The sequence below is a fragment of the Chryseobacterium daecheongense genome, assembly GCA_027920525.1.
GTDB classification, from domain to species: domain Bacteria; phylum Bacteroidota; class Bacteroidia; order Flavobacteriales; family Weeksellaceae; genus Chryseobacterium; species Chryseobacterium proteolyticum.
The window spans coordinates 1,787,476-1,811,949 of sequence record CP115858.1; the positions used below are offsets into that span (position 1 = coordinate 1,787,476).

Sequence of the window (24,474 nt, forward strand, 5' to 3'; positions counted from 1 at the left end):
ACGATGAAACTATTTGGAAAAAATCACATTATTATATTGGTTATCACCTTTGTTATCCTTTTTTTAATGAATTACATTGGAAATGATGCCCCAGACAAATTACAAAGGGCAATAATGACAGCTTCAGCAGGAGTGATAGGATTAACAGTGGGGCTTTTTATCCTTAATAAAGGTAAAAATGACAAAAATCCACCACAAGATTTCGATTAGTTTTCGTACACCACGTATTTAGATCTGATTTTCTCAAATTTTTCTAAATCTGACTTCCACGAAGCCTTTATTTCTTGTATTGATTTACCGGCAATGATTTGTTTTCTTAATTCATCAGTTCCGGATAAAGTATCGAACCATAAGTTTTTAAGAAAGAAATCCTGCTGAGGATTCTTATAATTTTTATAAGCTTTGATCACCCATTCCAGATTAAGTTCCCTCAAATCATTCGGATACTCAGATAAATTTTCTCCATAACATAATTGCCCGTTCAGGAATGGATCTTTTGCCCCGAAATTAGGCTTTGGAGTAAACTGGTAAGGAAGACTTTTTGTCCAGGGAGAACCATATACCTGAAAGGGAGTATCTGTACCTCTTCCTACAGAAACCTGTGTTCCTTCAAAAAAACATAAACTCGGATATAAATTTATTGCTTTATCATTAGGTAAGTTGGGAGATGGCTTATCAGAAATAGCATATCGCAGCTTTTTATGATAATTCTTCATAGGAACCAAAATATATTTTGCCTCCATTCCATTCTTCAGCCATTTTTCACCGTTGACCATTTTTCCATACTCACCAATGGTTAAACCATAGACAACCGGAACTTCATGCATTCCCACAAAACTAGCCCATTTCTTTTTTAAAACAGGTCCATCAATATATCCATCGTGAGGATTAGGCCTGTCCAATACCATTATCTCAACATTATTTTCGGCTCCGGCCTCCATAAGGTAGCTTAACGTTGAAATATAAGTATAGAATCTGATGCCGACATCCTGAATATCAAACACTACAATATCAATTCCTTTTAACTGTTCAGGTTTCGGCTTTTTATTACTTCCATATAAAGAAACAATAGGCACACCTGTTTTTGAGTCTACTCCATTTTTAACAGTTTCACCAGCATCAGCATTTCCCCTAAAGCCATGCTCAGGGGCAAAAATAGCTTTTATCTTAATCCCGTTTTTTACTAAAAAATCGACCAGGTGAGTACGATCTTTCATCAAACCCGTTTGGTTGGTAACAATACCAATTGTTTTTCCCTTTAGCAGCGGTAAATAAACTTCCGGCTGGTCGGCACCGGTCTTAAAACCATCTTTTGTTTGATTCTGAGAATAATATTGATTGAATACTCCTAAAAAAATTAGGCAAATAAGAAGTAAATTTTTAATTTTGAAATCTAAATTCATAAGCTTGAACTTTCCTTTATATTTCTCTAGAAAAATAGCGTTTTCCAAAGATAACAAAAATAATCTTTCAAGGGTTATCATCTTCATAGGCAGGCTTTCTGTAGCTTTAGGAATCATTGTATCATTGATTACCGTATCTACAGGATTTGGCTCAAAAAAAGCTATTAAAGAAAGACTGGCAGATTTCAGCGGACATATTACCGTAAAGTCCACACGATCCAATTCTTCATACAATACTTCTGTGCTTGATAAGCAGGGATTAAATATTCAGAAAATAAAAGCACTTCCGGATGTTGAAAGTGTTCAGAAATATGCTATGGTTACAGGAATTATGCGGAATGAGCATAATTTTGCAGGCATTATTTTCAAAGGTGTAGGCAAGGACTTTGACAGTGCCCGTTTTAAAAAATTTCTCGTTGCCGGCACAACACCCAAAGTAACAGAGGTCGGCTATAACCATGGGGTAACTATTTCACAAAAGATCGCGAATGACCTTCATTTAAAAGTGAAAGACAGTATTGTTACCATATTTTCAAAGGCGGATCAGAAACCTATTTATCGAAAATTTGAAGTTGTGGGAATTTACCGAACGGACATTAAAATGATTGATGAACAATTTGTGATCGGTGGAATCAACCATGTGAGAAAAATTCAGGATATGAAACCGGATGACATTGGTGGTCTGGATATCTTCTTTAAAAATGTAAATGATATCGATAGTGATTTCCCGGAAATTGAAAAGCTTATCGGCTATAAAAATTATGCGGAAAAAGCAACAGAAAAATTCCCACAGATTACAGACTGGATCAGCATTTTTGACACTAATATTGCATTGATCATTATTATCATGCTTATTGTGGTCATCATTAATATCATCATGGTTCTTTTGATCCTTATCATTGAAAGGACGAATTCAATCGGTCTCTTAAAAACTTTAGGAGCTAGTAATTCCCAGATCAGGGCTACATTTATTAATTATACCTTAATAATAATGGTTCCGGGGCTTTTATACGGAAATATTATAGGCCTTGGTCTCTTACTTTTACAGAAGTTTTTTGGAATTATAAAGCTGAATCCTGAAAATTATTATGTAAGTACAGTTCCCGTAGACCTTAATCCTATTGCTATTATTTCAATCTCTGTAGGAATTTTAATTATATCGGCACTGGCATTGATCGTTCCAAGTTATCTGATCAGCAAGATTTCACCGGTTAAAGCGATCAAATACAATTAATTTCAGATTGTTTATTCTTTCCAATTGAGGTAATATACTTTATCTGTTAATAGTTCATTTTACATGTGGCCAAACTTCATAAATAATTTTAAAGCTGTATCTTTGCAAGGCTTATAAATTATGTATGAAATACGCAAAAAATATTCTTGAAACTATCGGAAATACTCCATTAGTAAAACTTAACAAAGTTTTGGGCGAGGATTTCCCTGCATTAGTTTTAGCCAAAGTAGAAACTTTCAACCCGGGAAATTCTGTAAAAGACAGAATGGCCGTTAAAATGATCGAAGATGCCGAAAAAGACGGCAGATTAAAACCGGGCGGAACAATCATTGAAGGAACTTCCGGAAATACAGGAATGGGATTAGCTCTTGCCGCTATCATCAAGGGGTACAAATGTATTTTTGTAACCAATTCCAAACAATCTAAAGAAAAATGTGATATTTTACGTGCTGTAGGAGCAGAAGTTATTGTTTGTCCTACAGATGTGAAGCCTACGGACCCTCGTTCTTATTATTCGGTTTCAAAAAGATTAGCTAAAGAAACTGAAAACGGATGGTATGTGAATCAATATGATAATTTATCCAACCGAGCAGCACATTATGAATCTACTGCTCCTGAAATCTGGGAACAAACAGAAGGAAAACTTACTCATTTTGTAGTCGGAGCCGGAACAGGAGGAACCATTACAGGATGTGGAACGTTCTTCAAAGAAAAAAATGAAAATATAAAAGTAATTGGTGTTGATACTTATGGTTCTATTTTAAAAGAATTCCATGAGACCGGTGAACTTCACTATGATCACGCATATACTTACATTACTGAAGGAATCGGAGAAGATATTATTCCTGAAAACTATGATATGTCGGTTATCGATCATTTTGAAAAAGTAACGGATAAAGATGGTGCCATTTATGCAAGAAAGCTTGCAAAAGAAGAAGGGATTTTCTGTGGATATTCAGCAGGAAGTGCTATATCGGCATTGGTACAAATGAAAGATCAGTTTACCAAAGATGACGTGATTGTTGTTTTACTCCATGACCATGGTTCAAGATATGTAGGTAAAATCTACAATGATGAATGGATGAAGGAAATGGGCTGGCTAGACTAAAAGGCAAATAAAAAAATCAGAGCGATCTGCTCTGATTTTTTTATTTAATATTTTTCTTTATTACCTGTTTCAATACGCTGTAATCTTGTTTACTCATTGACTTTTCAGGAAACATATAGTTGTATTTACCTTCCATCGAAATATAGTCTTCATGGGTTTCTGCAGTTACAAATTCACTCCACCTGCTGAGTTCATGCTGCTCATTAAGATTAACATTGAAAGTTTCATTATTGAATCTTATCTCATAAATACCGGCATTCTCAAGTGATTTCAGATATCTTTTGACCTGTTTTTTCCATCTGGACACCTTATTGATGCTTACCGAAAGATATACAGCACAAAGAAGAAAAACAAAACTTATAAAATATAGAATTCCAAAGCTTTCTTTACTTAAATTTTCTTTTAAGGAAAATGTAATCAGAAAAATCAGAGCGACAACAATAGTGATAATGGTTTTACTTCTGGTCTCCGATGAGAAAAACAAACTTCCCTGGTTTCCTTTAAAGTAGATCTCTTCAAAATCTTTTCTGTTTACATGTAGTCTGATCACTTTCTCGTCACCCATTGTATAAAAAATTTAATTTGTTTACAGATTGCAAAACTAAATTAAATATCCTCATATCGATCACTTATTGCAGAAAGTTTGGCCAGTAAGTCTCTATTTTTTTGTTTAAGATCAGTCATTTTCTGAAGCATATCATTAATAACTTCTAAACCGGGAAGGTTTATTTCCAGATCATAATGCCAATTCGTGAATCTTTCAAAAGCAGGTAAATCTTCATACATCAAATAGCGCACATCATTTTCAGTCTGTACCTCAAGTAAGCCGCAGTCTACCAGCTCATCAAAGAAAGCAATTTCTATATTATATATTTTTACGAGTTCTTCCCGTGATATTCTTTCTTCCATGATCTAAGAATTTTTAAGTTGTTCAAAAAGTTCTTTTTGTTTCTCAGTAAGGTTTGTTGGCAACTTCACTTCATATGTTACGAACAGGTCTCCAAATTGACCTTCTTTCTTATATACGGGAAACCCTTTTCCTTTCAACCTCACCGTTAATCCACTTTGAGTCTCAGGTTTAACCTTTAAATTAACGCTTCCGTCCAGGGTATTTACTTTTACATCACCACCCAAAACAGCTGTATAAAGATCAATAGTAACTTTCGTTTTAAGATCATCTCCTACCCTCTCAAAATCAGGATCAGGTGAGATATTAAATGTAATGTACAAATCTCCCGAAGGACCTCCATTGATACCGGGGTTTCCGTGACCTTTTAATTTGATCTGTTGACCATCATAAACTCCGGCGGGAATTGTAATCCGCACTTTTTTGCCATTAATCTCAAACGTTTGGGGATGTGTTTTGGCAGCATCTCTAAGATGTAAATTAAGCTCAGCCTGTACATCCTGTCCTTTAAATTTCCCGGAAGCACTCCCTCGGGAGCTTCTTCCGAAACCTCCGCCTTGTCCAAACATACTCTGGAAAAAATCTGAAAAATCCTCTCCTTCTCCAAAATCTGCACCGGAGAATCCACCACTGTAACCTTGCCCTTGATTTTGATAATGTCTTTGTTGCTGCTGAGCCTTTTCATATTCCTCCCCATGTTTCCAGTTTTCTCCGTACTTATCATATTTGCTTCGGTTTTCCGGATTACTGAGAACCTCATTCGCTTCATTCAGTTCCTTGAATTTTCTCTCAGCCTCTTTGTCATCGGGATTAAGATCGGGATGTAATTTCCGAGCCAGCTTTCGGTATGCTTTTTTGATATCTTCCTGCGATGCTTTTTTATCTACCCCCAGAATTTTATAGTAATCTATATAAGCCATAGAAACGTTTATTTACTCAAATTTAAAAAATTTAACCCTGAAAATTATACAATAATATGTTAAAAATAAGCCTATCTTTGGTAAAAAGCAATACATGAAAGAAGTATTTAAAAACTACTCTGGAATTTTATTTTTACTCTTGGGAATCATAGTTGGAAGTATTATCGGGATCACTGCTCCCGATTTTGTAGGCTATATAAAACCGCTTGGGGACATTTTCCTTAATTTACTTTTTGTAAGCGTTGTTCCATTGGTATTTTTTGCTGTGTCTAATTCTATAGCATCTTTAGAGCAACAATCAAAATTTGGAAAGATCATTGCGATGATGTCGTTTACCTTTCTATTTTTTATATTAACAGCAGCTGTTTTTACCATTATTGCGGTTTATCTTTTTCCTATGTCTCCTATTTCAGGAAGTTCACAGATCATTTCTGAAGGTAATGACAATGAAACCTGGGGAAACAGGATTGTAAGCTTCTTTACAGTTGGTGAATTCACAGAGCTGTTTTCCAGAAAGAATATGCTCGCCCTGCTAATATTTGCTTTTTTAACAGGTTTTGCGGCAAGAAAAACCGGAGAAACCGGCCAGCCATTCAGGCTTTTCCTTGCTTCAGGATACGAAGTCATGAAAGAGCTGCTTTTACTGGTTATGAAGCTTGCTCCGATCGGGCTCGGGGCTTATTTTGCCTATCAGGTTGCTACTGTGGGTCCACAGCTTTTTGGTTTTTACGGAAAGCCACTAGGTATCTACTACATCGTGGGAACCATCTATTTCTTTTTATTTTTCACACTATATACCTTCATGGCCAACGGGCAAAAAGGGGTCAAGGATTTCTGGACGAATGCGCCCTATCCTACGCTAACTGCTCTAAGTACCTGCAGTAGCTTTGCAACAATGCCTGCAAATTTGCAAGCAGCTTCGAAGATCGGAATACCAAGTTCTATTGCGAATCTCGTTATTCCGATTGGAACTACTTTACATAAAAACGGATCATCCATATCTTCAATCATCAAGATTTATGTCGCATTTCTAATTATCGGAAAAGATTTTTTTGAGCCTTCCAACCTGATTTTAGCTTTGGGAATTACGGTATTTGTAAGTATTGTTGAGGGCGGAATACCTAACGGTGGTTATATCGGTGAACTTCTGATGATTTCTGTATATAAATTACCTCATGAAGCAATTCCTGCCGTAATGATTATCGGAACATTGGTAGATCCATTAGCTACCGTTCTAAATGCCGTAGGAAATGTTGTTGCCGCCATGTTTGTAAACAGGTTCATAAAGGTAGATGGTTGAGAAGTTACTATAATTTTTAAGAGGAATACTCAAAATTAGTTTCTATCACTCTCTCTGATTTTACAGATCAGCTAGAGTTATTCGCTGCGTTTTACCGGTTCCAAATTTTTGTATTCTTCAGGAGTAAAAAGCTTGTAATGTACTTTAAATGTTTTTCCTAAAGGTGTTTCCAGAGAAAAACCACCTGGTCCGAAACCATCTACAACATCTAATGTAAAGTGAGAATATTTCCAATACTCAAACAAATCGCGATCGATCCAAAATTCATGTCTGTTGACTGTACCTATCATAGCATCATTCATTCTTGGAAAAAACCCTCCTTTTTCAAAACATTGAGGCTGAGTACCTTCACAACAACCGCCTGCCTGATAAAACATCAGGTCTCCATATTTTTCTTCTAGCTGCCAGATAACTTCAAGCGCTTTTTCCGTAGCAGATAACCTGGATATTTTGGGTTCCATTTCTGTAGGTTTAAGTTGATTTTTATACTGCAATAAACTACCAATTTTTCATGTAAGATTGTTAGTAAAGATCATCATTTACTCTTAGAATTATTCAAAAAACCTGACAAAAATGTCAGGTTACCTAAACTTAAGTATTAATCATAGGATGGCGAAAAAATTCTCCTCATAAGTTTATTAATAATGGGCCTTATGGAATGGATCGAAACATGATAGTATCAGATTAGGCCGGCCGTTTTGCTCCGCTTAAATAACGGAACAAACGGACATGCCCTGATGTTAAAAAAAATTAAAAGAACCCTAATTTGTTTTTGTTGTAAGAGATCAACATATTTTTAGTCTGGCGATAATGGTCCAGCATCATTTTATGATTCTCCCTTCCAATTCCGGATTGTTTGTATCCTCCAAAAGGTGCTCCTGCGGGATAAGAATGATACTGATTGACCCATACTCTTCCTGCCTGGATCTTACGGGGCACATTATACAATTGATGTGCATCTCTTGTCCATACTCCTGCACCAAGACCATAAATCGTATCATTAGCAATCTTTATTGCTTCTTCCTCATCTTTAAAAGTGGTAAAAGCTAAAACAGGCCCGAAAATTTCTTCCTGGAAAATCCTCATTCTATTGTTACCTTTGAAAATTGTGGGTTGAATGTAGTATCCATCTTCTAAACCTTCCCCGACATTATTTACATCACCACCCACAAGAACTTCAGCACCTTCTTCTTTCCCTAATTTGATATAGGACAAAATTTTATCTTTCTGAATCTGAGAAGCCTGGGCACCCATCATTACGGTTTTATCCAAAGGGTTTCCCACTTTAATCGCTTTTACCCGTTCAATTACTTTTGCTATAAAAGCATCAGCAATATCTTCCTGAACCAGTAACCTTGAAGGACAAGTACAAATCTCTCCCTGATTAAGAGCAAAAAGAACAGCACCTTCAATAGCTTTATCCAAAAACTCATCATCCGCATCCATTACAGAGCTGAAGAAAACATTCGGAGACTTTCCTCCAAGTTCCAGGGTAACTGGAATGATATTTTCAGTTGCATACTGCATCACCAGACGTCCTGTAGCTGTAGAGCCTGTGAAAGCTGCTTTTGAAACTTTAGGATTGGTTACCAAAGCCCGGCCAAGCTCTGCCCCGAAACCGTTTACGATATTTACTACTCCGTCAGGTAGCAAATCACCGATTATTTCCATTAAAACCATGATAGAAACAGGAGTACTTTCTGCCGGTTTTAATACTACGCAATTTCCAGCTGCCAATGCAGGGGCCAATTTCCAGATTGCCATTAATAAAGGAAAATTCCATGGAATGATTTGTGCGATAACTCCCAGGGGTTCATGTACGATAAGAGAAACGGTATCTTTATCCAATTCATTGTGAGAGCCTTCTTCTGCACGGACTACAGAAGCGAAGTACCTGAAATGATCTACTGCTAAAGGTAAATCTGCAGCAAGAGTTTCCCTCACAGCTTTACCGTTGTCGATAGTTTCTACTGTTGCCAGGTATTCAAGGTTCTGCTCTATTCTGTCTGCAATCTTGTTTAAAATAATACTTCGTTCCGTTGAAGAGGTATCCTTCCAGGTTTGAAATGCCTTGTGAGCCGCGTCTACCGCTAATTCTAAATCTTCCTTGGAAGAATGAGCCGCTTGCGTGAAGTTTTTTCCGTTAACAGGAGAAACCACATCAAAATATTGTCCGTTCACCGGAGCTGTAAACTGACCATTAATATAATTATCATATTTACTTTTGAAATCAGGCCACTGTAAAACAGTTTTTGATTTTTGTTCTGTTATTGTGCTCATATCGTATTGTTTTTAATTTCTGTTAAGCCAAATTACATTTCCCCAATAAGAACAGATAGCATAATCCTACAAAAAAACTTCAAAATCGTATTCGCTAGGAATTTTATACTTTTTTAACAATACCTCGATTTTATATTTTCTTATATTTGATAGAATGGGTTTTAAAAATGTATAGAAATGAATGATAATAAGTTTTTATTAAATACTCCTGATCTGAAAAAAGAAAATCAGCTGATGAGCCTTGTTGAAAACCAAACGAAATTCAATCTCAACAATTGTGAGTTCAGTATCTATGAAACCCATAAAACTGCTTTTGGTGTAAAACTTCATTTTGATACCATTGCATTTACCGCTATGCTGAGAGGAAAAAAGCATATGAAACTGGAAAATAAAACAGGATATTTTGATTATTTTCCAGGAGAGAGCATACTGGTAGCACCAGGAGAAACAATGATTATTGATTTTCCTGAAGCTGATGAAACTCCATCACAATGTATTTCATTAAGTCTTAATCCTGATTTTATAGAAGATTCGCTTAACCATTTGAATTACACATTACCAAAGGTGGATGAAACTTCTCAATGGAATATTCAGCTGGATGAGTATTTTCTATTCAATAATAAATCTCTGGCTTCCGCTACCAACAATATCATGAGGATCGCTATGGATGATAATTCTCAAAAAGACATCATGGCTGATTTTGCCCTGAAGGAACTTTTGATAAGATTGATGCAGACCCAGGCCAGAGGTATGGTAGAGAAGAATATTGCAAAAAATAAATCGAGAATAGGTTTTGCCGTCGATTATATCAAAAAAAATCTTCATCAGAAACTTTCCATTGACAGCATTGCTAAACTTGCTTATGTCAGCAAATCAAATTTCTTTAAAATGTTTAAAGATGAACTAGGTACTTCACCCAATGATTTCATTTTACAAGAGCGAATCAACCGGGCTAAAGAATTATTGGCTACTCAGAATAGCATTAAAGAAACCGCTTATCAAACAGGTTTTTCAGATACAAATTATTTTACAAGAGTATTCAAACAACTTGTGGGAGTAACACCAAAGACTTATCAGAATAAGGTTATATTCTTTGAATAAAAATCTTATTTCTTTTAGAAATATGACATGAAACGACTATTCGCCTTCGCGACCATATTACTTTTCTCAAGTAGTAAATACAATTCCCAAACTTCTACAAACAAGTTTGAGATTTCATCCGATCTGGAGCAAATTTCCTTATGGGCAAAAAGCAATATGCCTGATCAACTAGGTAGTATAAACGCAGAAATGATAACTAATAAAGGGTCTGTCACTCATGTTTCTGATCCAAGGTTAATTATTCATCGACCTAAAAAACCAAATGGTATAGCCATTTTAGTCATTAGTGGTGGCGGATATGCTCACATAGAATTAGGAAAAGAAAGTACACCAACTGCGAATTGGTTAGCATCAGAAGGAGTAACTGCCTTTGAACTTATTTATAGATTGCCACAAGAAGGTTGGAAGACGACCAATGTTCCTTTTGAAGATGCACAAAGAGCTATGCGAATAATCAGAAGTTCAGCCAAAAATTATGGTATAGATCCTCATAAAATTGGCATCTTAGGGTTCTCAGCCGGTGGACATTTAGCCGGAATGATTGCCACGCAACCTAATAAGATGTTTTATAAACCCGTCGACGATATAGATTCTCTATCTGCAAGACCCGATTTTGTAGGATTGATTTATCCGGTTATTTCAATGCTTCCCCCGAATAATAAAACCCATGCTTTTAAGAGTATTCTTGGGAAAAATCCATCAACTTCCGAGGAAATAGAATTCTCTGTGGAAAGGCAGGTGAATAGTCAAACACCACCAACTTTATTAGCACAAGCAATTGATGATCCTATTTCTCCTGTGGAGAATAGTATATTAATGGATGATGCATTAAAGAAGGTGAATGTTCCTGTTGAAATGCATTTGTTTAAGAATGGAGGACATGGTTGGGGATTGGGAAAGAAAGGAAGTGAGGTTGCGGCGTGGCCGGGGATTTTTAGGGAGTGGATAGGAAATGGGAGCTTTAAGATACTTGAACACAACTGCTGTGATTTTAACAAAAAAAAGAGAATATTCTATTAAGATAGCCTCTTTTTTTTTGTAATTTATAAAGCCAGTAGCAATAGGTATTTACTTATGATGTTATCAGCATAAGCTTTTTATAAAACGTCCATTTATCTTTTCTTTTTACAAAAAAATAAATATCTGTTTTTCCTCCATATCTCCCCTTACTAAAATCAGTCTCATCTAATACAATAAATGCCTTTTTTATTGTATGGTCTATATAAATATTTGAAAACTTAAATTGAACATACGCATTCGATTTGATTATAGACTCGTTTTGTAAAAATTGAACCTTTTTAAAAGACTTTTTCGAAAAGCTTGTCAAATCAAAAGAAAGGTATTTTGTGTTTTCATTAATATTAAATCCTTCTTTATTGATTAATTTGTAATAATCTTTTCTACAATTTTCGACAGAATTCAACTCACCCATTCCTATTACAGACTCACAGTGCTCTTTGAAGAAATCGGTCTGTCCTGCATTTTTTAACAAAAAAATAGGAAATGTACCATTTTTATGGTATTCTAATGGAAGTCCGTAAAGATTAGAAATAAATCTATCCACATTTTCATCAATTATTTCTTTAGCAATCGTTTCATCTTTTATTGGATTACTACAATTTATAAAAAAAAATAAAAGAAAAATAATGTTCAAAAGTTTAAAGTTTCCAGCCATACTTGTATGATAAATTAATTGTTTCTTGGTTTACTCCTGTAACAGTCCCGAAAGTCCGTTGTTCCCAATAATTTTCCATAATCAGTTTCTCCCCATTTATTATTTGGAGCATCAGAAGGTAGAATATTATATGCTTACCACCAGTGTACAAATTCGTGTAATACTGTAACTGCAAGCAGAAAAGAAGTACCTTGTATAAATATAGTACTCCACTTACCATTCCGGTAACCGCAGCCGAAGAAATAGACCTAAAAAAATCCACTAACTGTCTTTAATAGATTAATTTTGGCATTGATTTTCAGAATAATTAGCTCTGATTTTCAATAAAATAGAATGTGCGAATTTAACTTTTTTTTAAGAAAATAAAACATGACTTTTCACAGCTTTAAATGTTTGAACTTTTCTTAATTCAATAGCAATCGCAATAAAAGTTAATATTATCAAAAGTTTACTCCCACGTTGGCGGAAATGGTCAGAACTTTTTAAGGATGGACTGGGTTACAGATAATAAAAGCCATGCTTGAAGCTTGGCTTTTATTTATTGATAGAAGATTAATATCCTGGATTCTGTTTGAGGTTTGGATTAAGATTAATTGCTTCCTGTGGAATTGGCAATACAAATCTGTGACTATTTACCGGTAAAGTTTTCAAAGCTCCCGTTGGAGCATCTGTCCCACTACCATTGGCTGCTGAACCGTAATCTGATCGTACAACCGCCTGCCCTAATCTCTTTATAGTCCAGAACCTATCATTTTCAAAGGCGAGTTCCAACCTTCTCTCCTTGTAAATAGCATTTAACAAATCATTCCCTGTTTCAGTACCCGGAACAAATGTTTCATATCTTTGCTCCCTTAATTTATTAAGCAATGTAAGAGCCAGAGCAGGATTTGGTGTCGGAGATTTCATGTAAGCTTCTGCAACATTCAAATACACTTCCGAAGATCTCAAAAACTTAATATCTACAACCTGTCTTACTGTTGAATTCGCTCTTGTTCTATACTTGATAACATGATTATATGGTGTCGTTCCAAAATTAGCAGTAACAACATAGGCCGTTTTCCGAATATCATTATCTGTGTACTTTGTAAATAAATCATAATTTACGTTATACTCCGATCTTATTCCCGACACTTCCTGATTATAAGCTACTCCTACCGTAACATTATCCGCAGATATATTAGAATTTAAAATGGTGAACAATTCTCCATCATCAGATGCATCCCTCCAAACATTTACAAAACTACTTCTCATTCCTACAGATGGAGACGCTGCTATGCATTGCTCTCCGTATTCAATAGCCTTACTGTAATTACCCCTATATAAGTATATACGAGATAAAAAACCTAAAACGGATGTTTTATTAAGTCTCCCAACCCCTCCATTGGTAGTATTAATTTTATTTAAAGCGTCTTCTAAATCAGCTATAATCTTATCATATGTCATACTTACTGAGGTATCCCTTGCTGGTTTCATAGCAGGATTAAAGGTCGTTACATAGGCAATTCCCATAGAAGAAGATGCATCAGAACTTTGTGTGGGAATTTTTGCATACGCCCGTACCAGATCGAAGTGTGCAATTGCTCTAATCGCTTTAGCCTCGCCTTCTATGTTTCTCATGTAATTACTATAAGGAACTTTATTTAAATTGTCCAGAACAAGATTAGCTTTAGAAATTACATTATAGGCCGATCCGTAAAGTGCAGTAACAGCTGTTGATTGTGGAGTGTAAGACCATTCATAGGCTGCTTTATTCGTTTGTCTGCCTTCTGTATTTAATATAAGATTATCGGCTAATACATCCCCAAGTATAATTGAACTTCCAGTATCTCCATTATAATATGTAGGACTTTTAAAAGCATCATATGCACCGTCAACTACTACTCTGTAATTAGATTCAGAAGTGAAAATGGTTTCCGGAGTATCCTGATTATTGGGAAGTACATTAAATCTATCATCACTACATTGAATAGTAAAAAATGACAGGAGAGATATTATTGATATATTTAGTAACTTTTTCATGTTTCAATTGTTTAAAATTCTATTTCAATTCCAAATAAAAATGTTTTTACAGCAGGATAGCTATACAAAGCAAATGCTCCATTGATGAATGTCTGTCCGGCACCAGTCTGATTTTCACCTGAACCTACTGACACTTCAGGATCTCCTTGAAATTTTGTCCAAGTAGCAAGATTCTGTCCTGTTAATGATAATCGTATCTTATTGACTGGTAATGACTCACCAATTGTCCTTTTATCGAATGTATATCCAATACTCACATTTCTTAATCTGATGTATGAAGCATCTTGTAAGAAACGGTCGGTCGCCTGCAAACCTGTAATACCACCAGGAGCATTAGTTGTATTATTCGGTCTTGGCAATACATTTGTTTGTCCAGGAGCTGTCCAATAGTTCGCTGCATCAACCCTCATATTGCTTGTAGTACCATTACTATAATTTAACATATTAAGAGCCATATAATTATATGTATAATTTCCAGATTTAAAAGTAAAATCAGCCTGTAAATCAAAGCTCTTATAAGATAAACTTGTACCAAATCCTCCGTAAAACTTAGGAAGTGGAGATTTATTTTCGATTAGTACCGCATCATTAGAATTATAAACTTCTGTGGTGCCCCCATCTTTAGTGTAATATATTTCGTTTCCGTTTGCAGAATTGATTCCGGCACTCCTTACCAGAAAAAATGAAAATGGCTCATATCCTTCCCTTAGAATATTGATTCCATAAATTCTTTCAGTTTCACCATCTCTTAATTTATTAAGCTTATAGCTCATTATGCTTGTATTTGCTCTTAAACTCCACAGAAATCCACTAGATTTTATAACATCTGCAGATAAGCTAATCTCTAAACCTTTATTAGAAAGGTTTCCTGCGTTTATATTTGTGGAATAAGCCCCTCCTTCAGAACTGAAATTAGGAACAGATAAAATAAAATCCTTCTTCTGGTCAATAAAATAGTCTACGGTTCCTCTTATTCTATTCTTTAAAAACCCAAATTCAGCGCCATAATTTTGTGATTTAGTAACTTCCCATTTTAGGTCGGGATTACCATAATTAGCATTTGTAGTTATGGTAGGAAAATTTCCATAAACACCACCGGACATTAAAACGTTATTTAAATTAAGTCCAATATTGTTGTAGCCTCTAGTCCCAATTGATGCTCTCAGTTTTAAAAGAGATAAAATATTGTTGTTTTTCAAAAAACTCTCATTTGTAACATTCCATGCTCCACTTAAAGACCAAAATGGCTCAGATTTAACATTATTTCTTCCAAATCTTGAATCTTTATCCTGTCTGACAGAAGCCGTTACAATATATTTTTTTGCATAATCATAGGTAAGAAAAGCTCCATAAGAAAATGTCCTAAATAGTTCATCATAGCCTGCTACTGCAAAGGGTGTAGAAGCATTCCCTAATTCACTTAAAGAAGGAGATGAAAAGTTTCTCCCTGTACCGCTTATATAATCATTTCTAAATTCAGTGTATTCAACTAGTCCCAGTAAGTCAAAATTATGTTCACCAAATGACTTAACGTAATTAAGCGTATTAGAATTAGTATATCTGAAACGATTTTGATTTTGTTCAACAACACTTCCATTAATTCCTAATATATTATCGAGAAAAGAGCCCCGTAAAACCTTTGATGTTCTTCTGATATTATTAAAATAGCCACCTAATTGACTTTTAAAATTCAATCCTTCAGCAATTTTATACTGAGCAAATATATTTCCGTCAAAAATCAATGAATTGATGTTTTCAGGGTTATTCTTAAGAGCTTCTAGTATTGGAAATCCCTGGCGGGTAGGATTATAGCTTCCATCGGCTCTATAAACCGGCTCAAAGCTATTATAATCATACATTGCCCTAAATGGATTTTGAGTATTATTTCGATCTCTTATTTCTTGGGATGCACTGTAATTAACCCCCATTGATGCACCAAAGCTTAATCTATCGGTGGGATTAGCTTCATATTTCATCCTCCCAGTATATCTTTTGTAGGCATGAATATTTTGAACAATCCCATTGTCTGAATCATATCCTAATGAGATTGTATATTTAGATTTATCATTACCACCTCTAATCCCTAGCTGGTACGATTCAATAAATGAAGTTCTTAATATATCCCGCTGCCAATTATGGTCTAATGCGAGTGCAGCACTGGTTGCTTCATTACTCCATTGTTTATATCCGGGGATTCCCAAACCAACCATCTTATTCTCATAATCAATTTTTTCTGCCGAATTCATCATCCGAAAATTAATGTCTTTGATTTTTTCAGAAAATCCCATACGCGAGCTTAATGTAATAACAGGCTTTCCAGATTTTCCACTTTTTGTAGTTAAGACAATAACACCATTTGCCCCCTGTGAACCGTAGATAGCTGCCGCTGCAGCATCTTTTAAAACCGAGATATTTTCATAATCACTAGGATTAATTGAATTAAAAACATCTTGTGCTCTTTGATCATTTCCAACAATAAAACCATCAATAACAAATAATGGATTAGAAGCACCAACTGATGTTGTTATATTTCCTAGTCCTCTAATATTAATGGCAGACCCTCCTCCAGGTTTTCCATTCAACGCAGAAATATCCACCCCAGCAGCTTTACCTTGTAACGCATTACTTCCCATTGTTGAAGCAGAAAAGTTGGATAAAGATTTTCCAGATACCACCGTAATAGCAGAAGTGACCTCATCTTTGCTTTTTTTCTGATATCCGGTTACTACAACCTCTTCAATTTTTGCTTCCTTTAAGGTATCGCTGGCTTTTTTCTGAGCATGTACAGTTTGTCCCGTAAAAAATAAAACAGCAGTTGTTATCATGCATAATTTTACATTCATGTTCTTTTATTTAGTATTATGGCTGTAAATATGTTAATAAAAATTAACATTAACAAAATTAAAACACTGACAAACAATTAATTACATATAAAAAAAATCACTTTTGTCAACAAAAAAAGCTAATATTATAATCCTTAAACTTATTATAAGCTTTATATTTTTTAACAAATTAATGTTTAAGTAAAAAAAATAAACATCAATAAGACAAATAAAAACTTCACAACTATTAAGAAAGAAATCAAATAATATTAAATAAATAAACTTAAAATATTAAAATATTAAATAAAATAAAGACTACTTTAGGCATATTAAAGTAATTTAACACCTATCACACCCCTTCTTTTTCACCAATTTATGCAGGTAACAAAAAAAACATCCCATAAAGAGATGTTTTTCATGAATTCGTTTTTTAATTTACTCCTATTTTATTTCTGATATGAATAGTATCTTGCTCCTTTTAGCAATGGATTTTCAAGCTCTATCGAATGCAATCCGAATCCTGCATAATTTTCATTAACAGATTGATCCAGTTGCTTTCTGTGCAATTTTTCATACGTTTCAAAATTAACAGGTGTTCTTTTCTTTAGGTTGTCAAATAAATTCCATTGAGAAACAACATTCTTCCAGTTTGCGGAAATCTTACCCGCAAATACCTTGGATTTTGATCCACTTCCATAGCCTAAAAATCCTATTTCCTTGTCCGCTAATTCTTCATTTTCATTGTATGATATCTGTAATGCGGAAAGCAAAGCCATAAATATGGAAGCAGTATACATATTTCCTATTTCAGAGGATGCCCTTTGGGTTCTTTCTATTTTATTATTGATAAATTGCAGATATCCTTCAGATTTAGCCACTGTTTTTTGTTCTTCAGGGGTTTCGTAGCTCAATCCATTTTCCAGGCTATAAATCTCTGTGAATACCCTCTTTCCATGGAAGGCATAAGGCAGATGGAAAACCAGATATCTCCAGTCTTTATAAGGCTTATCCTTACCACTGATTTCTTTATAATGATCATAAGCTTCTCTAATTCGATCCTGATAACATTGGTTAGAATATTGTCCGTCAAAAACCGGTTCATCCGTAAAAACCTCTATCTTATCAGAAAAAGAGTCCGGAGCATCTTTCAGATCTTCTTTTTTGTAGTGACGTCGGGGTTTGAAAAAATCAAAAACACTTTCGGTTGCTACACCCCATTGATTCTCAATCTCCAAAAGGTTGGGTTGGGAAGAGACCAATAGGGCAACAGCTCCTCCTCCTTGTGTATATTCACCCGATGAAGCCAGCTCATATTTTGCGTAATCACTCGCTATGACAATTGCTTTTTTTTCAGGGTTTACCCTCACAAAATCCAGTGAATTATGTAATGCATCGACAGCTCCTACACAAGCAAAGGTCATGTCCACAACATCACAATTTCTAAAACATCGTTCTCCATATTTTTCCTCTAGCACTTTTTCCACCATCTCCATAGCATAAGATGCTGTCGGTTTTGCGGCATCCAAAGCACTTTCAGTTCCAAGATAAATTCTTGCAATATCCTTAGGATTGATGTTATAGTCTTTTATCAGTTTAAGTAACGCTTCAGCAGCAAAAGTAGCTGCATCTTCATGGACATCAGGAAAGCCCATTTTATGTAAACCCAAGCCTTTTTCTAATTTTGCAGGATCAATTCCCCTTACTTCAGCTAAATCTTTAATTTCCAAATACAAAGAAGGCACATGATAGCTAGCTGCCTCTATTCCAAAAGTCATACAGTAAAATTATAAAAGGCAAATTTAGAAATTATTGATAACAACACCCCTAATTTTCAGATTAATATTATTACTTTGCATTCCGATGTACGCTATTGCAAAAAATATTGTAAAAAAAATACTGCCTCAAAAATTTCTTTTTGAAAACGAAATATTTTTCAGAAAAGCTTTGTATCCCCTTTACAAGGGAAAGGATCATGAATGCAATATCTGCCGTTCCAAACTTAAAGAGTTTGTAAGATTAGAAAACGGAAATCTATTATGTCCTGTTTGCGGAAGCTTACCAAGATCACGAAGGCTGTATAAAATCCTGATTGAAAATTATCTGAAAGAAGGATTTGCCATTCTAGATTTTTCGCCTTCAAGAGCGATCTTCCGTGCATTAAAACATAAAAAGGGCATTGATTATTTTCCAACAGATTATGAAAATGAATTTTTAGCAGATTATCATTTTGATATTACCAAAATCGATATTGAATCCGAAAAATTTGACCTTATTATATGCTATCACATTCTTGAGCATATTGAAAATGATGGTGCTGCAATGAAAGAATTATACAGGGTTTTAAAAACAGGTAAAACACTTTTAATTCAGACTCCGTTTAAAGAAGGTGAAATCTATGAAAACCCCGAAGTTAAAACATCAGAAGAAAGACTTCAACACTTCGGCCAGAAAGACCATGTACGAATCTATTCCGTTAATGGATTGGTTCAGCGATTAAAAGATTCCGGATTTCAAACAGAGATAAAGACTTATGAAAAGGATAGCTATTGGGGCTTTTCTGATCACGAAACCATTATCTTCTGTACGAAATAGATAAAATTCGTGAAAACCAGGATATTTTTTCTGGTCCGGATAGAAAATATAAAAGGGCTGCTCATACTGAGCAGCCCTTATTTGATTATTTGTAATCCTCGATACTTTTATTCAAGGCATCGATTTGTTTATTAATGCTTGCAGCATTTTGTGGGTTCTGTTTTAAAAGTTCCATTTTTTTACTAAGACCATCTTTCAACATTTGAGAGATCATCATTTTAGCCTGAGGATTCTGAGCTACCTGACCTTTTGCCTGCGCCAGCAACTTGGTAATGCTTTGTGTTGCCGCAATATTGTCGGAGGTCATGATCCAATTGAAACCTTCTTCTGCAGATTTTCCTAATTCAGGATTCTGGAATTTAATGAATGGATAAAATGCCGCAATAGGAGCTATATTGGCCATTTGTGAGGAAACCTTATTCTTTACGACAATGGGTAACAATTGTGCCAGAAGTTCATCAGAAGCTCCTTTTAAATCAATTTTATCTGCTAATGTACCGGCTTTGGAAGGATCAACAGTAAGTATAGCTGACAGGGAATTACCGCGTACAGAATTAGAAACAGCCCCCACTCCTTTTTCAAAGACCGGAAGATACTTTTTATCTTTTGTTTTTGCTAAAGCAGCAACCGCAGCACCCTGAACTAATGTTTTAGGGTCATTTGTTGCTAGTTTTTCAACGTCAGCAGCCAAAGCTTTTGCTTGCTCAGGGTTCGAAAGATCCATCAGTTCCAAGGCTTTCATTCTTACTCTGAAATAAGGGTCTTTCAAAGCAGCAGACAATAATTTTGTAGCTGCAGGGTTTTTACCAACCTGATCTTTAATGGCTTTTAGCGCTGTATATCTGCTCTTAAACTCTTTGGACCCATTGAATTGTATCAGATTCTGTTCAGGAGTTTTTGTTTCCGTAATTTCTGAAACTAATATTCCGTCAGCATTGATATTAACCAGATCCGGAGTTTTTGAAACATCAAAATTAAACGTATTCTTTGCTTCAGCATTTACCCACACATTATATCTTTTCGGTTTTCCGTTTTCATAAACATCTATTGCCAATGGAAACTGAAAAGGCTGTTCCTGGCTTTGACTGATCACCAGGCTGATCTGTTTTTTAACGGGTTCAAAAGTATAAGAATAACTCAATTTGGGATGCCCGCTTCCAAAATACCATTGATTGAAGAACCAATTCAGATCCTTTCCGGAAACCTTTTCAAAAGAAAGTCTTAGCTGATGAGCCTCTCCGTTTTTGTATTCATTCGTTTTCAGATAGTCATTCATTCCGGCAAAGAATGCGTCGTCCTCAAGATAGTTCCTCAACATATGAAGGATGCCACCCCCTTTCTGATAAGTTACCAAATCAAAAACATCTTCACGGGAATCATAATTAAAACGAACCAGGTTTTTATTAAAATCAGCCGGATTATGAATGTACATATTCACATCGCTCATCTGATGATAGTCCGCCTGATCTTTACCATATTTATATTCGTTCCATAAGTACTCTGAATAATTGGCAAATGATTCATTTACGGTAAGATTACTCCAGCTTTCCGCAGTTACAAGATCCCCAAACCAGTGGTGGAATAATTCGTGAGCAATTGTATCTTCCCATTTATTTTCGTCAATTAATTGTCCCGGTTTCTGTAAAATATCGCTTCCATGCAGTGTTGCTGTCGTATTTTCCATAGCCCCACTTACATAATCCCTTCCGGATATCTGTGCATATTTTGCCCAAGGATAATCGTAACCCATTTTCTTTGAGAAAAATTCGATCATTTCAGGAGTATTTCCATAGATCTGCTTTGCATAAGGTTCATATTCTTTTTCAATATAATAATCCACCGGAATATTCTTCCATTTATCTTTCACGATTGCATAATCCCCCACTCCCATAAAAAACAGATAAGTTGAATGTCTTTTATCCATGACCCAATGATCTGTTCTCAGTCCATTCGCTTCTTTCTGGGAATCCTTTAATAATCCATTAGAAAGAGTCACATATTTTTCAGGAACCGTCATATAAATTTCCTGCGTTGTCTTTTGATTCGGTTTATCAATGGTTGGAAACCAGGCGGAAGAAGATTCGGTTTCACCCTGTGTCCAGATTTGGGTTGGTTTATCCGGATCTTTCCCCTGAGCATTAATGAAATATAAACCTTTTGCATCATTGATGGCTGCACTTCCTTCTTGTTTTACTTCATTTGGGCGGGAAGTGTATTTGATGTACACTGTGTAATCCTGATCTTTCTGATATGTTTTATCCAAAGTAATGGTTAACACATCGTCTTTATATTCATACTTTAAAGGAGATTTCTTACCATTGTTATCTAAAGCGACGTCATGGATCAGCATACTTTTCGCATCAAGAACCAGCTGATTGGTAGGATAAAAATACGGTGAAGCGGTAAGCCACTCCTCTCCGTTCATCTGTTCTTTCTGGTAGTCAAAATTGACTTTAAGTTTGGTATGCTTTAGTTCTGTTACTTTAGTGTGTGTGGCCCTGTAGACTTTTTCTCTCCCTGAAGTTTCAGTTTGTGCTGATACGTTTGCAGAAAAGAAAATCGCTAGTACCGCAATCGATAAAATGGCTTTTTTCATTATTACTTAGAATTATTTTTAGTTAAAATCTCAAAAATGTCATTGACTAATGTTTCATAATCACCTTTTTTAAGTTGTTCTTTTGTTTTTGCAAAAGCTTTCTTCAACTCGCTTTCAGGGTTTTCTTCATCAATAATTTCAGCAGAATTCACTCCTTTTAATTGTAGAATGGCATTCCTTAGCATTTCGAGATCTGCTTTCTGATCTGTATTTATTTTTATATATTTCATTATATTATTCTTTAATAAATTTCACTTTATTACCTCCCTGCAAAATTAGAAGCTGCCTTTTTGTAACATCAAAATCAATAACAATTCCCGCAGCATCAAACTTAAAACTTGTTTGAGAAGTTGCTTCTAAAGGAAAAGCACCCTGTCCCGTTGCCTGGGCCATTAATACTTTATCTTTAATGAAAATGGTAATTTTCATCGGCATTTGTGCCGCCGCGTATGTTCCGGTAAATTTTTGAAGATCACTTTCCGGAAGGTTCACTACATTAAAATTCGGAATTTCAAAGCTTTTTCCATAAGCTGCACTTAAAGCGGTGATCGAAATATTATTATTGTCAAAATTACTTTGATTACTGATCATAGCAAAAGTTTTCTCGCCATCAGGGAAGTAATACAATATAGAGCTAAAATGATCTATTCCTCCGTTATGCCCAAAACCTGTTTTTCCCATAAACGGAACTTCGGCCAGGCCAAAACCATAATGGTCTTTAAAATTACGCATTTTATCTAAACTTTCTCTGGAAATCAATTTTCCTGAAGCCAGTGCATTTATAAAAATAATCAATTCTGAAGGAGTAGAAACCAAATTTCCTGCGCCCAAGGGAACAGACATATCCGTTTCGGCACTTCTTACATAATTCCCATTTTCATAAGTGTACGAATGGGCCATGTTTTCTAAAGATTCTATCTTTCCTCCTGCTTTTGTATATTTTAGTTGTAAAGGTTTTGCTATAAACTCTTCAATAAGCTTTGCGTAAGATTTTTTATAAACTTTTTCCAGAATAAAACCCAGCAAAGAATAATTCGAGTTGCTGTAACTGAATTGAGCGCCAGGTTCAAAATCCAAGCCTGCCTTTTGAATAATATCGATAAGCTTTTCCTGGGAAACAGGTTGTAAATAGTAGGATGCATACAAGGCATCATCAGTGAAATTATGAATCCCGCTCCTATGATTTAAAAGATTTTCTACTTTGATCTTCTCAGCGTTCTTTATTTGAGGAAAGAATTGACTTAATGAAGTGTCCAGTGTTAGCTTTTTATCCTCTACCGCCTTCATGATCAAAACGGCTGTAAAAGTCTTTGTTATGGAACCGATCCTGTAAACCGTATTAAGAGCTGCTTTTTTCCTAGCCTCAACATCAGAAAATCCAATCGCATTGGAATAAATTATTTTTCCGTGATCTGCAATGGCAAAACTTCCCATCACCTTGTGCTCGCTATCCAGGGCTTTAAAATAATTGTCCAGTTTTTCCTTATCAATATTCTGGGCAAAACTGAAACTGAAAACTCCGATGGAAACGCAAAGAAATATCTTTTTTAACATACTAATGACATTTCATTAATAGGTCATAAAATATGAAGATTTGTTACATATTCAGTAACGCATGAAAATAGTACTAGATCGCCACAGGTGCCTTAATTCCAGGATGTGGATCATAATTCTCCAATGTAAAATCTTCAAAATTAAAGTCGAAAATATCCTTGATTTCAGGATTTAATTTCATTGTCGGAAGAGGTCTTGGGTCTCTCAAAAGTTGTCTTTGAACCTGTTCGAAATGATTATTATAAATGTGGACATCTCCAAAACTGTGGACGTAATCTCCAACTTCAAGATCGCATACCTGAGCCACCATCATTAACAACAGAGCATAGCTTGCAATATTAAAAGGAACTCCAAGGAATACATCAGCACTTCTCTGATATAGTTGTAAAGACAATTTCCCGTCAGCAACGTAAAATTGAAATAATGCATGGCAAGGTGCTAATGCCATATCAGGAATTTCCGCTACGTTCCACGCAGAAACGATCAATCTTCTGGAATCAGGATTTTTTTTGATCTGATCGATCACTTCTGAGATCTGATCAACCACTTTATTATCGGCACCTCTCCAGCTTCTCCACTGCGCTCCGTAAACAGGACCTAAGTCTCCATTTTCATCTGCCCATTCATCCCAGATGCTCACTCCGTTATCTTTTAAATACTGGATATTGGTGTCTCCTTTTAAGAACCAAAGCAATTCATAAATTATAGATTTCAAATGCACTTTCTTGGTGGTTACCAAGGGAAAACCTTTTGACAAATCATATCTCAGCTGATATCCGAAAACGCTTCTTGTTCCGGTTCCTGTTCTATCAGTTTTATCTGTTCCGTTATCCAGAATATGCTGTAAAAGGTCTAAGTAGTTTTGCATTGTGAAAGTTTAATTATTGTGCTTTTAGTAAATTCTAACAGATGTCAAAGTTAATAAAAAAACAGTTGTGAATTTATTTTTCACACTGTTTAACT

At 35.2% G+C, this 24,474-nt stretch carries 21 protein-coding genes; 7 read left to right on the forward strand and 14 right to left on the reverse strand.

What is annotated here, in order from left to right; genetic code table 11:
• The first annotated feature begins 3 nt into the window (after nt 1-3).
• A complete protein-coding gene (locus tag PFY10_07795) occupies nt 4-210 on the forward strand; it encodes a hypothetical protein (GenBank protein WBV58347.1) in 207 nt (68 codons plus the stop codon).
• Here the strand turns inward: PFY10_07795 and PFY10_07800 are convergent.
• Nucleotides 207-1,403, reverse strand: coding sequence for a DUF1343 domain-containing protein (locus PFY10_07800; protein WBV58348.1), 1,197 nt, complete (start codon nt 1,401-1,403; stop codon nt 207-209). The genes PFY10_07795 and PFY10_07800 overlap by 4 nt on opposite strands.
• A gap of 4 nt (nt 1,404-1,407) precedes the next feature.
• Between PFY10_07800 and PFY10_07805 the strand changes: the two genes are divergently transcribed.
• Together PFY10_07805 and PFY10_07810 are read left to right on the forward strand one after the other, a co-directional pair.
• Nucleotides 1,408-2,637: an FtsX-like permease family protein gene (locus PFY10_07805; protein ID WBV58349.1), complete on the forward strand. Its 1,230-nt coding sequence runs from the start codon at nt 1,408-1,410 to the stop codon at nt 2,635-2,637.
• Between the two features lie 124 nt (nt 2,638-2,761).
• Nucleotides 2,762-3,745: a pyridoxal-phosphate dependent enzyme gene (locus PFY10_07810; protein WBV58350.1), complete on the forward strand. Its 984-nt coding sequence runs from the start codon at nt 2,762-2,764 to the stop codon at nt 3,743-3,745.
• A 40-nt stretch (nt 3,746-3,785) separates the two neighbouring features.
• On the opposite strand, the gene PFY10_07815 is transcribed toward PFY10_07810, so the two are convergent.
• From PFY10_07815 to PFY10_07825, 3 genes are read right to left on the reverse strand one after another with little or no spacing between them, the layout of a single operon-like run.
• Nucleotides 3,786-4,310, reverse strand: coding sequence for a hypothetical protein (locus PFY10_07815; protein WBV58351.1), 525 nt, complete (start codon nt 4,308-4,310; stop codon nt 3,786-3,788).
• Nucleotides 4,311-4,351: 41 nt separating this feature from the next.
• Complete coding sequence (locus PFY10_07820) at nt 4,352-4,654, reverse strand: MerR family transcriptional regulator (GenBank protein WBV58352.1); 303 nt, start codon at nt 4,652-4,654, stop codon at nt 4,352-4,354.
• Nucleotides 4,655-4,657: 3 nt separating this feature from the next.
• Nucleotides 4,658-5,572, reverse strand: coding sequence for a J domain-containing protein (locus PFY10_07825; protein WBV58353.1), 915 nt, complete (start codon nt 5,570-5,572; stop codon nt 4,658-4,660).
• 94 nt (nt 5,573-5,666) lie between these two features.
• Here PFY10_07825 and PFY10_07830 point away from each other — a divergent pair, with 94 nt between their 5' ends.
• A complete protein-coding gene (locus PFY10_07830) occupies nt 5,667-6,872 on the forward strand; it encodes a cation:dicarboxylase symporter family transporter (protein WBV58354.1) in 1,206 nt (401 codons plus the stop codon).
• A gap of 77 nt (nt 6,873-6,949) precedes the next feature.
• Here the strand turns inward: PFY10_07830 and PFY10_07835 are convergent, their stop codons facing one another.
• Nucleotides 6,950-7,333, reverse strand: coding sequence for a DUF779 domain-containing protein (locus PFY10_07835; protein WBV58355.1), 384 nt, complete (start codon nt 7,331-7,333; stop codon nt 6,950-6,952).
• A 289-nt stretch (nt 7,334-7,622) separates the two neighbouring features.
• Nucleotides 7,623-9,152, reverse strand: coding sequence for an aldehyde dehydrogenase (locus PFY10_07840; GenBank protein ID WBV58356.1), 1,530 nt, complete (start codon nt 9,150-9,152; stop codon nt 7,623-7,625).
• 177 nt (nt 9,153-9,329) lie between these two features.
• Between PFY10_07840 and PFY10_07845 the strand changes: the two genes are divergently transcribed.
• Nucleotides 9,330-10,253, forward strand: coding sequence for an AraC family transcriptional regulator N-terminal domain-containing protein (locus tag PFY10_07845; GenBank protein ID WBV58357.1), 924 nt, complete (start codon nt 9,330-9,332; stop codon nt 10,251-10,253).
• Between the two features lie 27 nt (nt 10,254-10,280).
• Nucleotides 10,281-11,273, forward strand: coding sequence for an alpha/beta hydrolase (locus tag PFY10_07850; GenBank protein WBV58358.1), 993 nt, complete (start codon nt 10,281-10,283; stop codon nt 11,271-11,273).
• Between the two features lie 52 nt (nt 11,274-11,325).
• Here PFY10_07850 and PFY10_07855 read toward each other — a convergent pair whose 3' ends face one another.
• The 4 genes from PFY10_07855 to PFY10_07870 all read right to left on the reverse strand — a co-directional run bounded on the left by PFY10_07855 (nt 11,326) and on the right by PFY10_07870 (nt 18,544).
• Nucleotides 11,326-11,928 carry a hypothetical protein gene (locus PFY10_07855; protein ID WBV58359.1) on the reverse strand — a complete coding sequence of 201 codons (603 nt, stop codon included), beginning with the start codon at nt 11,926-11,928 and terminating at the stop codon, nt 11,326-11,328.
• Nucleotides 11,929-12,480: 552 nt separating this feature from the next.
• Nucleotides 12,481-13,947 carry a RagB/SusD family nutrient uptake outer membrane protein gene (locus tag PFY10_07860; protein WBV58360.1) on the reverse strand — a complete coding sequence of 489 codons (1,467 nt, stop codon included), beginning with the start codon at nt 13,945-13,947 and terminating at the stop codon, nt 12,481-12,483.
• An 11-nt stretch (nt 13,948-13,958) separates the two neighbouring features.
• The gene (locus tag PFY10_07865; protein ID WBV58361.1) at nt 13,959-16,790 is read right to left on the reverse strand and encodes a SusC/RagA family TonB-linked outer membrane protein; all 2,832 of its coding nucleotides are present in this window, start codon (nt 16,788-16,790) and stop codon (nt 13,959-13,961) included.
• A 425-nt stretch (nt 16,791-17,215) separates the two neighbouring features.
• The gene (locus tag PFY10_07870; protein WBV58362.1) at nt 17,216-18,544 is read right to left on the reverse strand and encodes a hydroxymethylglutaryl-CoA synthase; all 1,329 of its coding nucleotides are present in this window, start codon (nt 18,542-18,544) and stop codon (nt 17,216-17,218) included.
• An 85-nt stretch (nt 18,545-18,629) separates the two neighbouring features.
• Here PFY10_07870 and PFY10_07875 point away from each other — a divergent pair, with 85 nt between their 5' ends.
• The gene (locus PFY10_07875) at nt 18,630-19,361 is read left to right on the forward strand and encodes a class I SAM-dependent methyltransferase (protein ID WBV58363.1); all 732 of its coding nucleotides are present in this window, start codon (nt 18,630-18,632) and stop codon (nt 19,359-19,361) included.
• An 85-nt stretch (nt 19,362-19,446) separates the two neighbouring features.
• Here the strand turns inward: PFY10_07875 and PFY10_07880 are convergent, their stop codons facing one another.
• The 4 genes from PFY10_07880 to PFY10_07895 all read right to left on the reverse strand — a co-directional run bounded on the left by PFY10_07880 (nt 19,447) and on the right by PFY10_07895 (nt 24,379).
• A complete protein-coding gene (locus PFY10_07880; GenBank protein ID WBV58364.1) occupies nt 19,447-21,957 on the reverse strand; it encodes a M1 family metallopeptidase in 2,511 nt (836 codons plus the stop codon).
• A 2-nt stretch (nt 21,958-21,959) separates the two neighbouring features.
• A complete protein-coding gene (locus tag PFY10_07885; GenBank protein WBV58365.1) occupies nt 21,960-22,187 on the reverse strand; it encodes a hypothetical protein in 228 nt (75 codons plus the stop codon).
• A 4-nt stretch (nt 22,188-22,191) separates the two neighbouring features.
• The gene (locus PFY10_07890; protein WBV58366.1) at nt 22,192-23,511 is read right to left on the reverse strand and encodes a serine hydrolase; all 1,320 of its coding nucleotides are present in this window, start codon (nt 23,509-23,511) and stop codon (nt 22,192-22,194) included.
• Nucleotides 23,512-23,584: 73 nt separating this feature from the next.
• Nucleotides 23,585-24,379 (reverse strand): thymidylate synthase, encoded by a 795-nt coding sequence (locus PFY10_07895; protein WBV58367.1) that lies wholly within the window; start codon nt 24,377-24,379, stop codon nt 23,585-23,587.
• Between the last annotated feature and the right edge of the window lie 95 nt (nt 24,380-24,474).

Coding starts and splice junctions, on each gene's coding strand:
- PFY10_07795 (WBV58347.1), top strand. CDS start 4: ATGAAACTATTTGGAAAAAATCACATTATTATATTGGTTATCACCTTT.
- PFY10_07800 (WBV58348.1), bottom strand. CDS start 1,403: ATGAATTTAGATTTCAAAATTAAAAATTTACTTCTTATTTGCCTAATT.
- PFY10_07810 (WBV58350.1), top strand. CDS start 2,762: ATGAAATACGCAAAAAATATTCTTGAAACTATCGGAAATACTCCATTA.
- PFY10_07815 (WBV58351.1), bottom strand. CDS start 4,310: ATGGGTGACGAGAAAGTGATCAGACTACATGTAAACAGAAAAGATTTT.
- PFY10_07820 (WBV58352.1), bottom strand. CDS start 4,654: ATGGAAGAAAGAATATCACGGGAAGAACTCGTAAAAATATATAATATA.
- PFY10_07825 (WBV58353.1), bottom strand. CDS start 5,572: ATGGCTTATATAGATTACTATAAAATTCTGGGGGTAGATAAAAAAGCA.
- PFY10_07830 (WBV58354.1), top strand. CDS start 5,667: ATGAAAGAAGTATTTAAAAACTACTCTGGAATTTTATTTTTACTCTTG.
- PFY10_07835 (WBV58355.1), bottom strand. CDS start 7,333: ATGGAACCCAAAATATCCAGGTTATCTGCTACGGAAAAAGCGCTTGAA.
- PFY10_07840 (WBV58356.1), bottom strand. CDS start 9,152: ATGAGCACAATAACAGAACAAAAATCAAAAACTGTTTTACAGTGGCCT.
- PFY10_07845 (WBV58357.1), top strand. CDS start 9,330: ATGAATGATAATAAGTTTTTATTAAATACTCCTGATCTGAAAAAAGAA.
- PFY10_07850 (WBV58358.1), top strand. CDS start 10,281: ATGAAACGACTATTCGCCTTCGCGACCATATTACTTTTCTCAAGTAGT.
- PFY10_07855 (WBV58359.1), bottom strand. CDS start 11,928: ATGGCTGGAAACTTTAAACTTTTGAACATTATTTTTCTTTTATTTTTT.
- PFY10_07860 (WBV58360.1), bottom strand. CDS start 13,947: ATGAAAAAGTTACTAAATATATCAATAATATCTCTCCTGTCATTTTTT.
- PFY10_07865 (WBV58361.1), bottom strand. CDS start 16,790: ATGAATGTAAAATTATGCATGATAACAACTGCTGTTTTATTTTTTACG.
- PFY10_07870 (WBV58362.1), bottom strand. CDS start 18,544: ATGACTTTTGGAATAGAGGCAGCTAGCTATCATGTGCCTTCTTTGTAT.
- PFY10_07875 (WBV58363.1), top strand. CDS start 18,630: ATGTACGCTATTGCAAAAAATATTGTAAAAAAAATACTGCCTCAAAAA.
- PFY10_07880 (WBV58364.1), bottom strand. CDS start 21,957: ATGAAAAAAGCCATTTTATCGATTGCGGTACTAGCGATTTTCTTTTCT.
- PFY10_07885 (WBV58365.1), bottom strand. CDS start 22,187: ATGAAATATATAAAAATAAATACAGATCAGAAAGCAGATCTCGAAATG.
- PFY10_07890 (WBV58366.1), bottom strand. CDS start 23,511: ATGTTAAAAAAGATATTTCTTTGCGTTTCCATCGGAGTTTTCAGTTTC.
- PFY10_07895 (WBV58367.1), bottom strand. CDS start 24,379: ATGCAAAACTACTTAGACCTTTTACAGCATATTCTGGATAACGGAACA.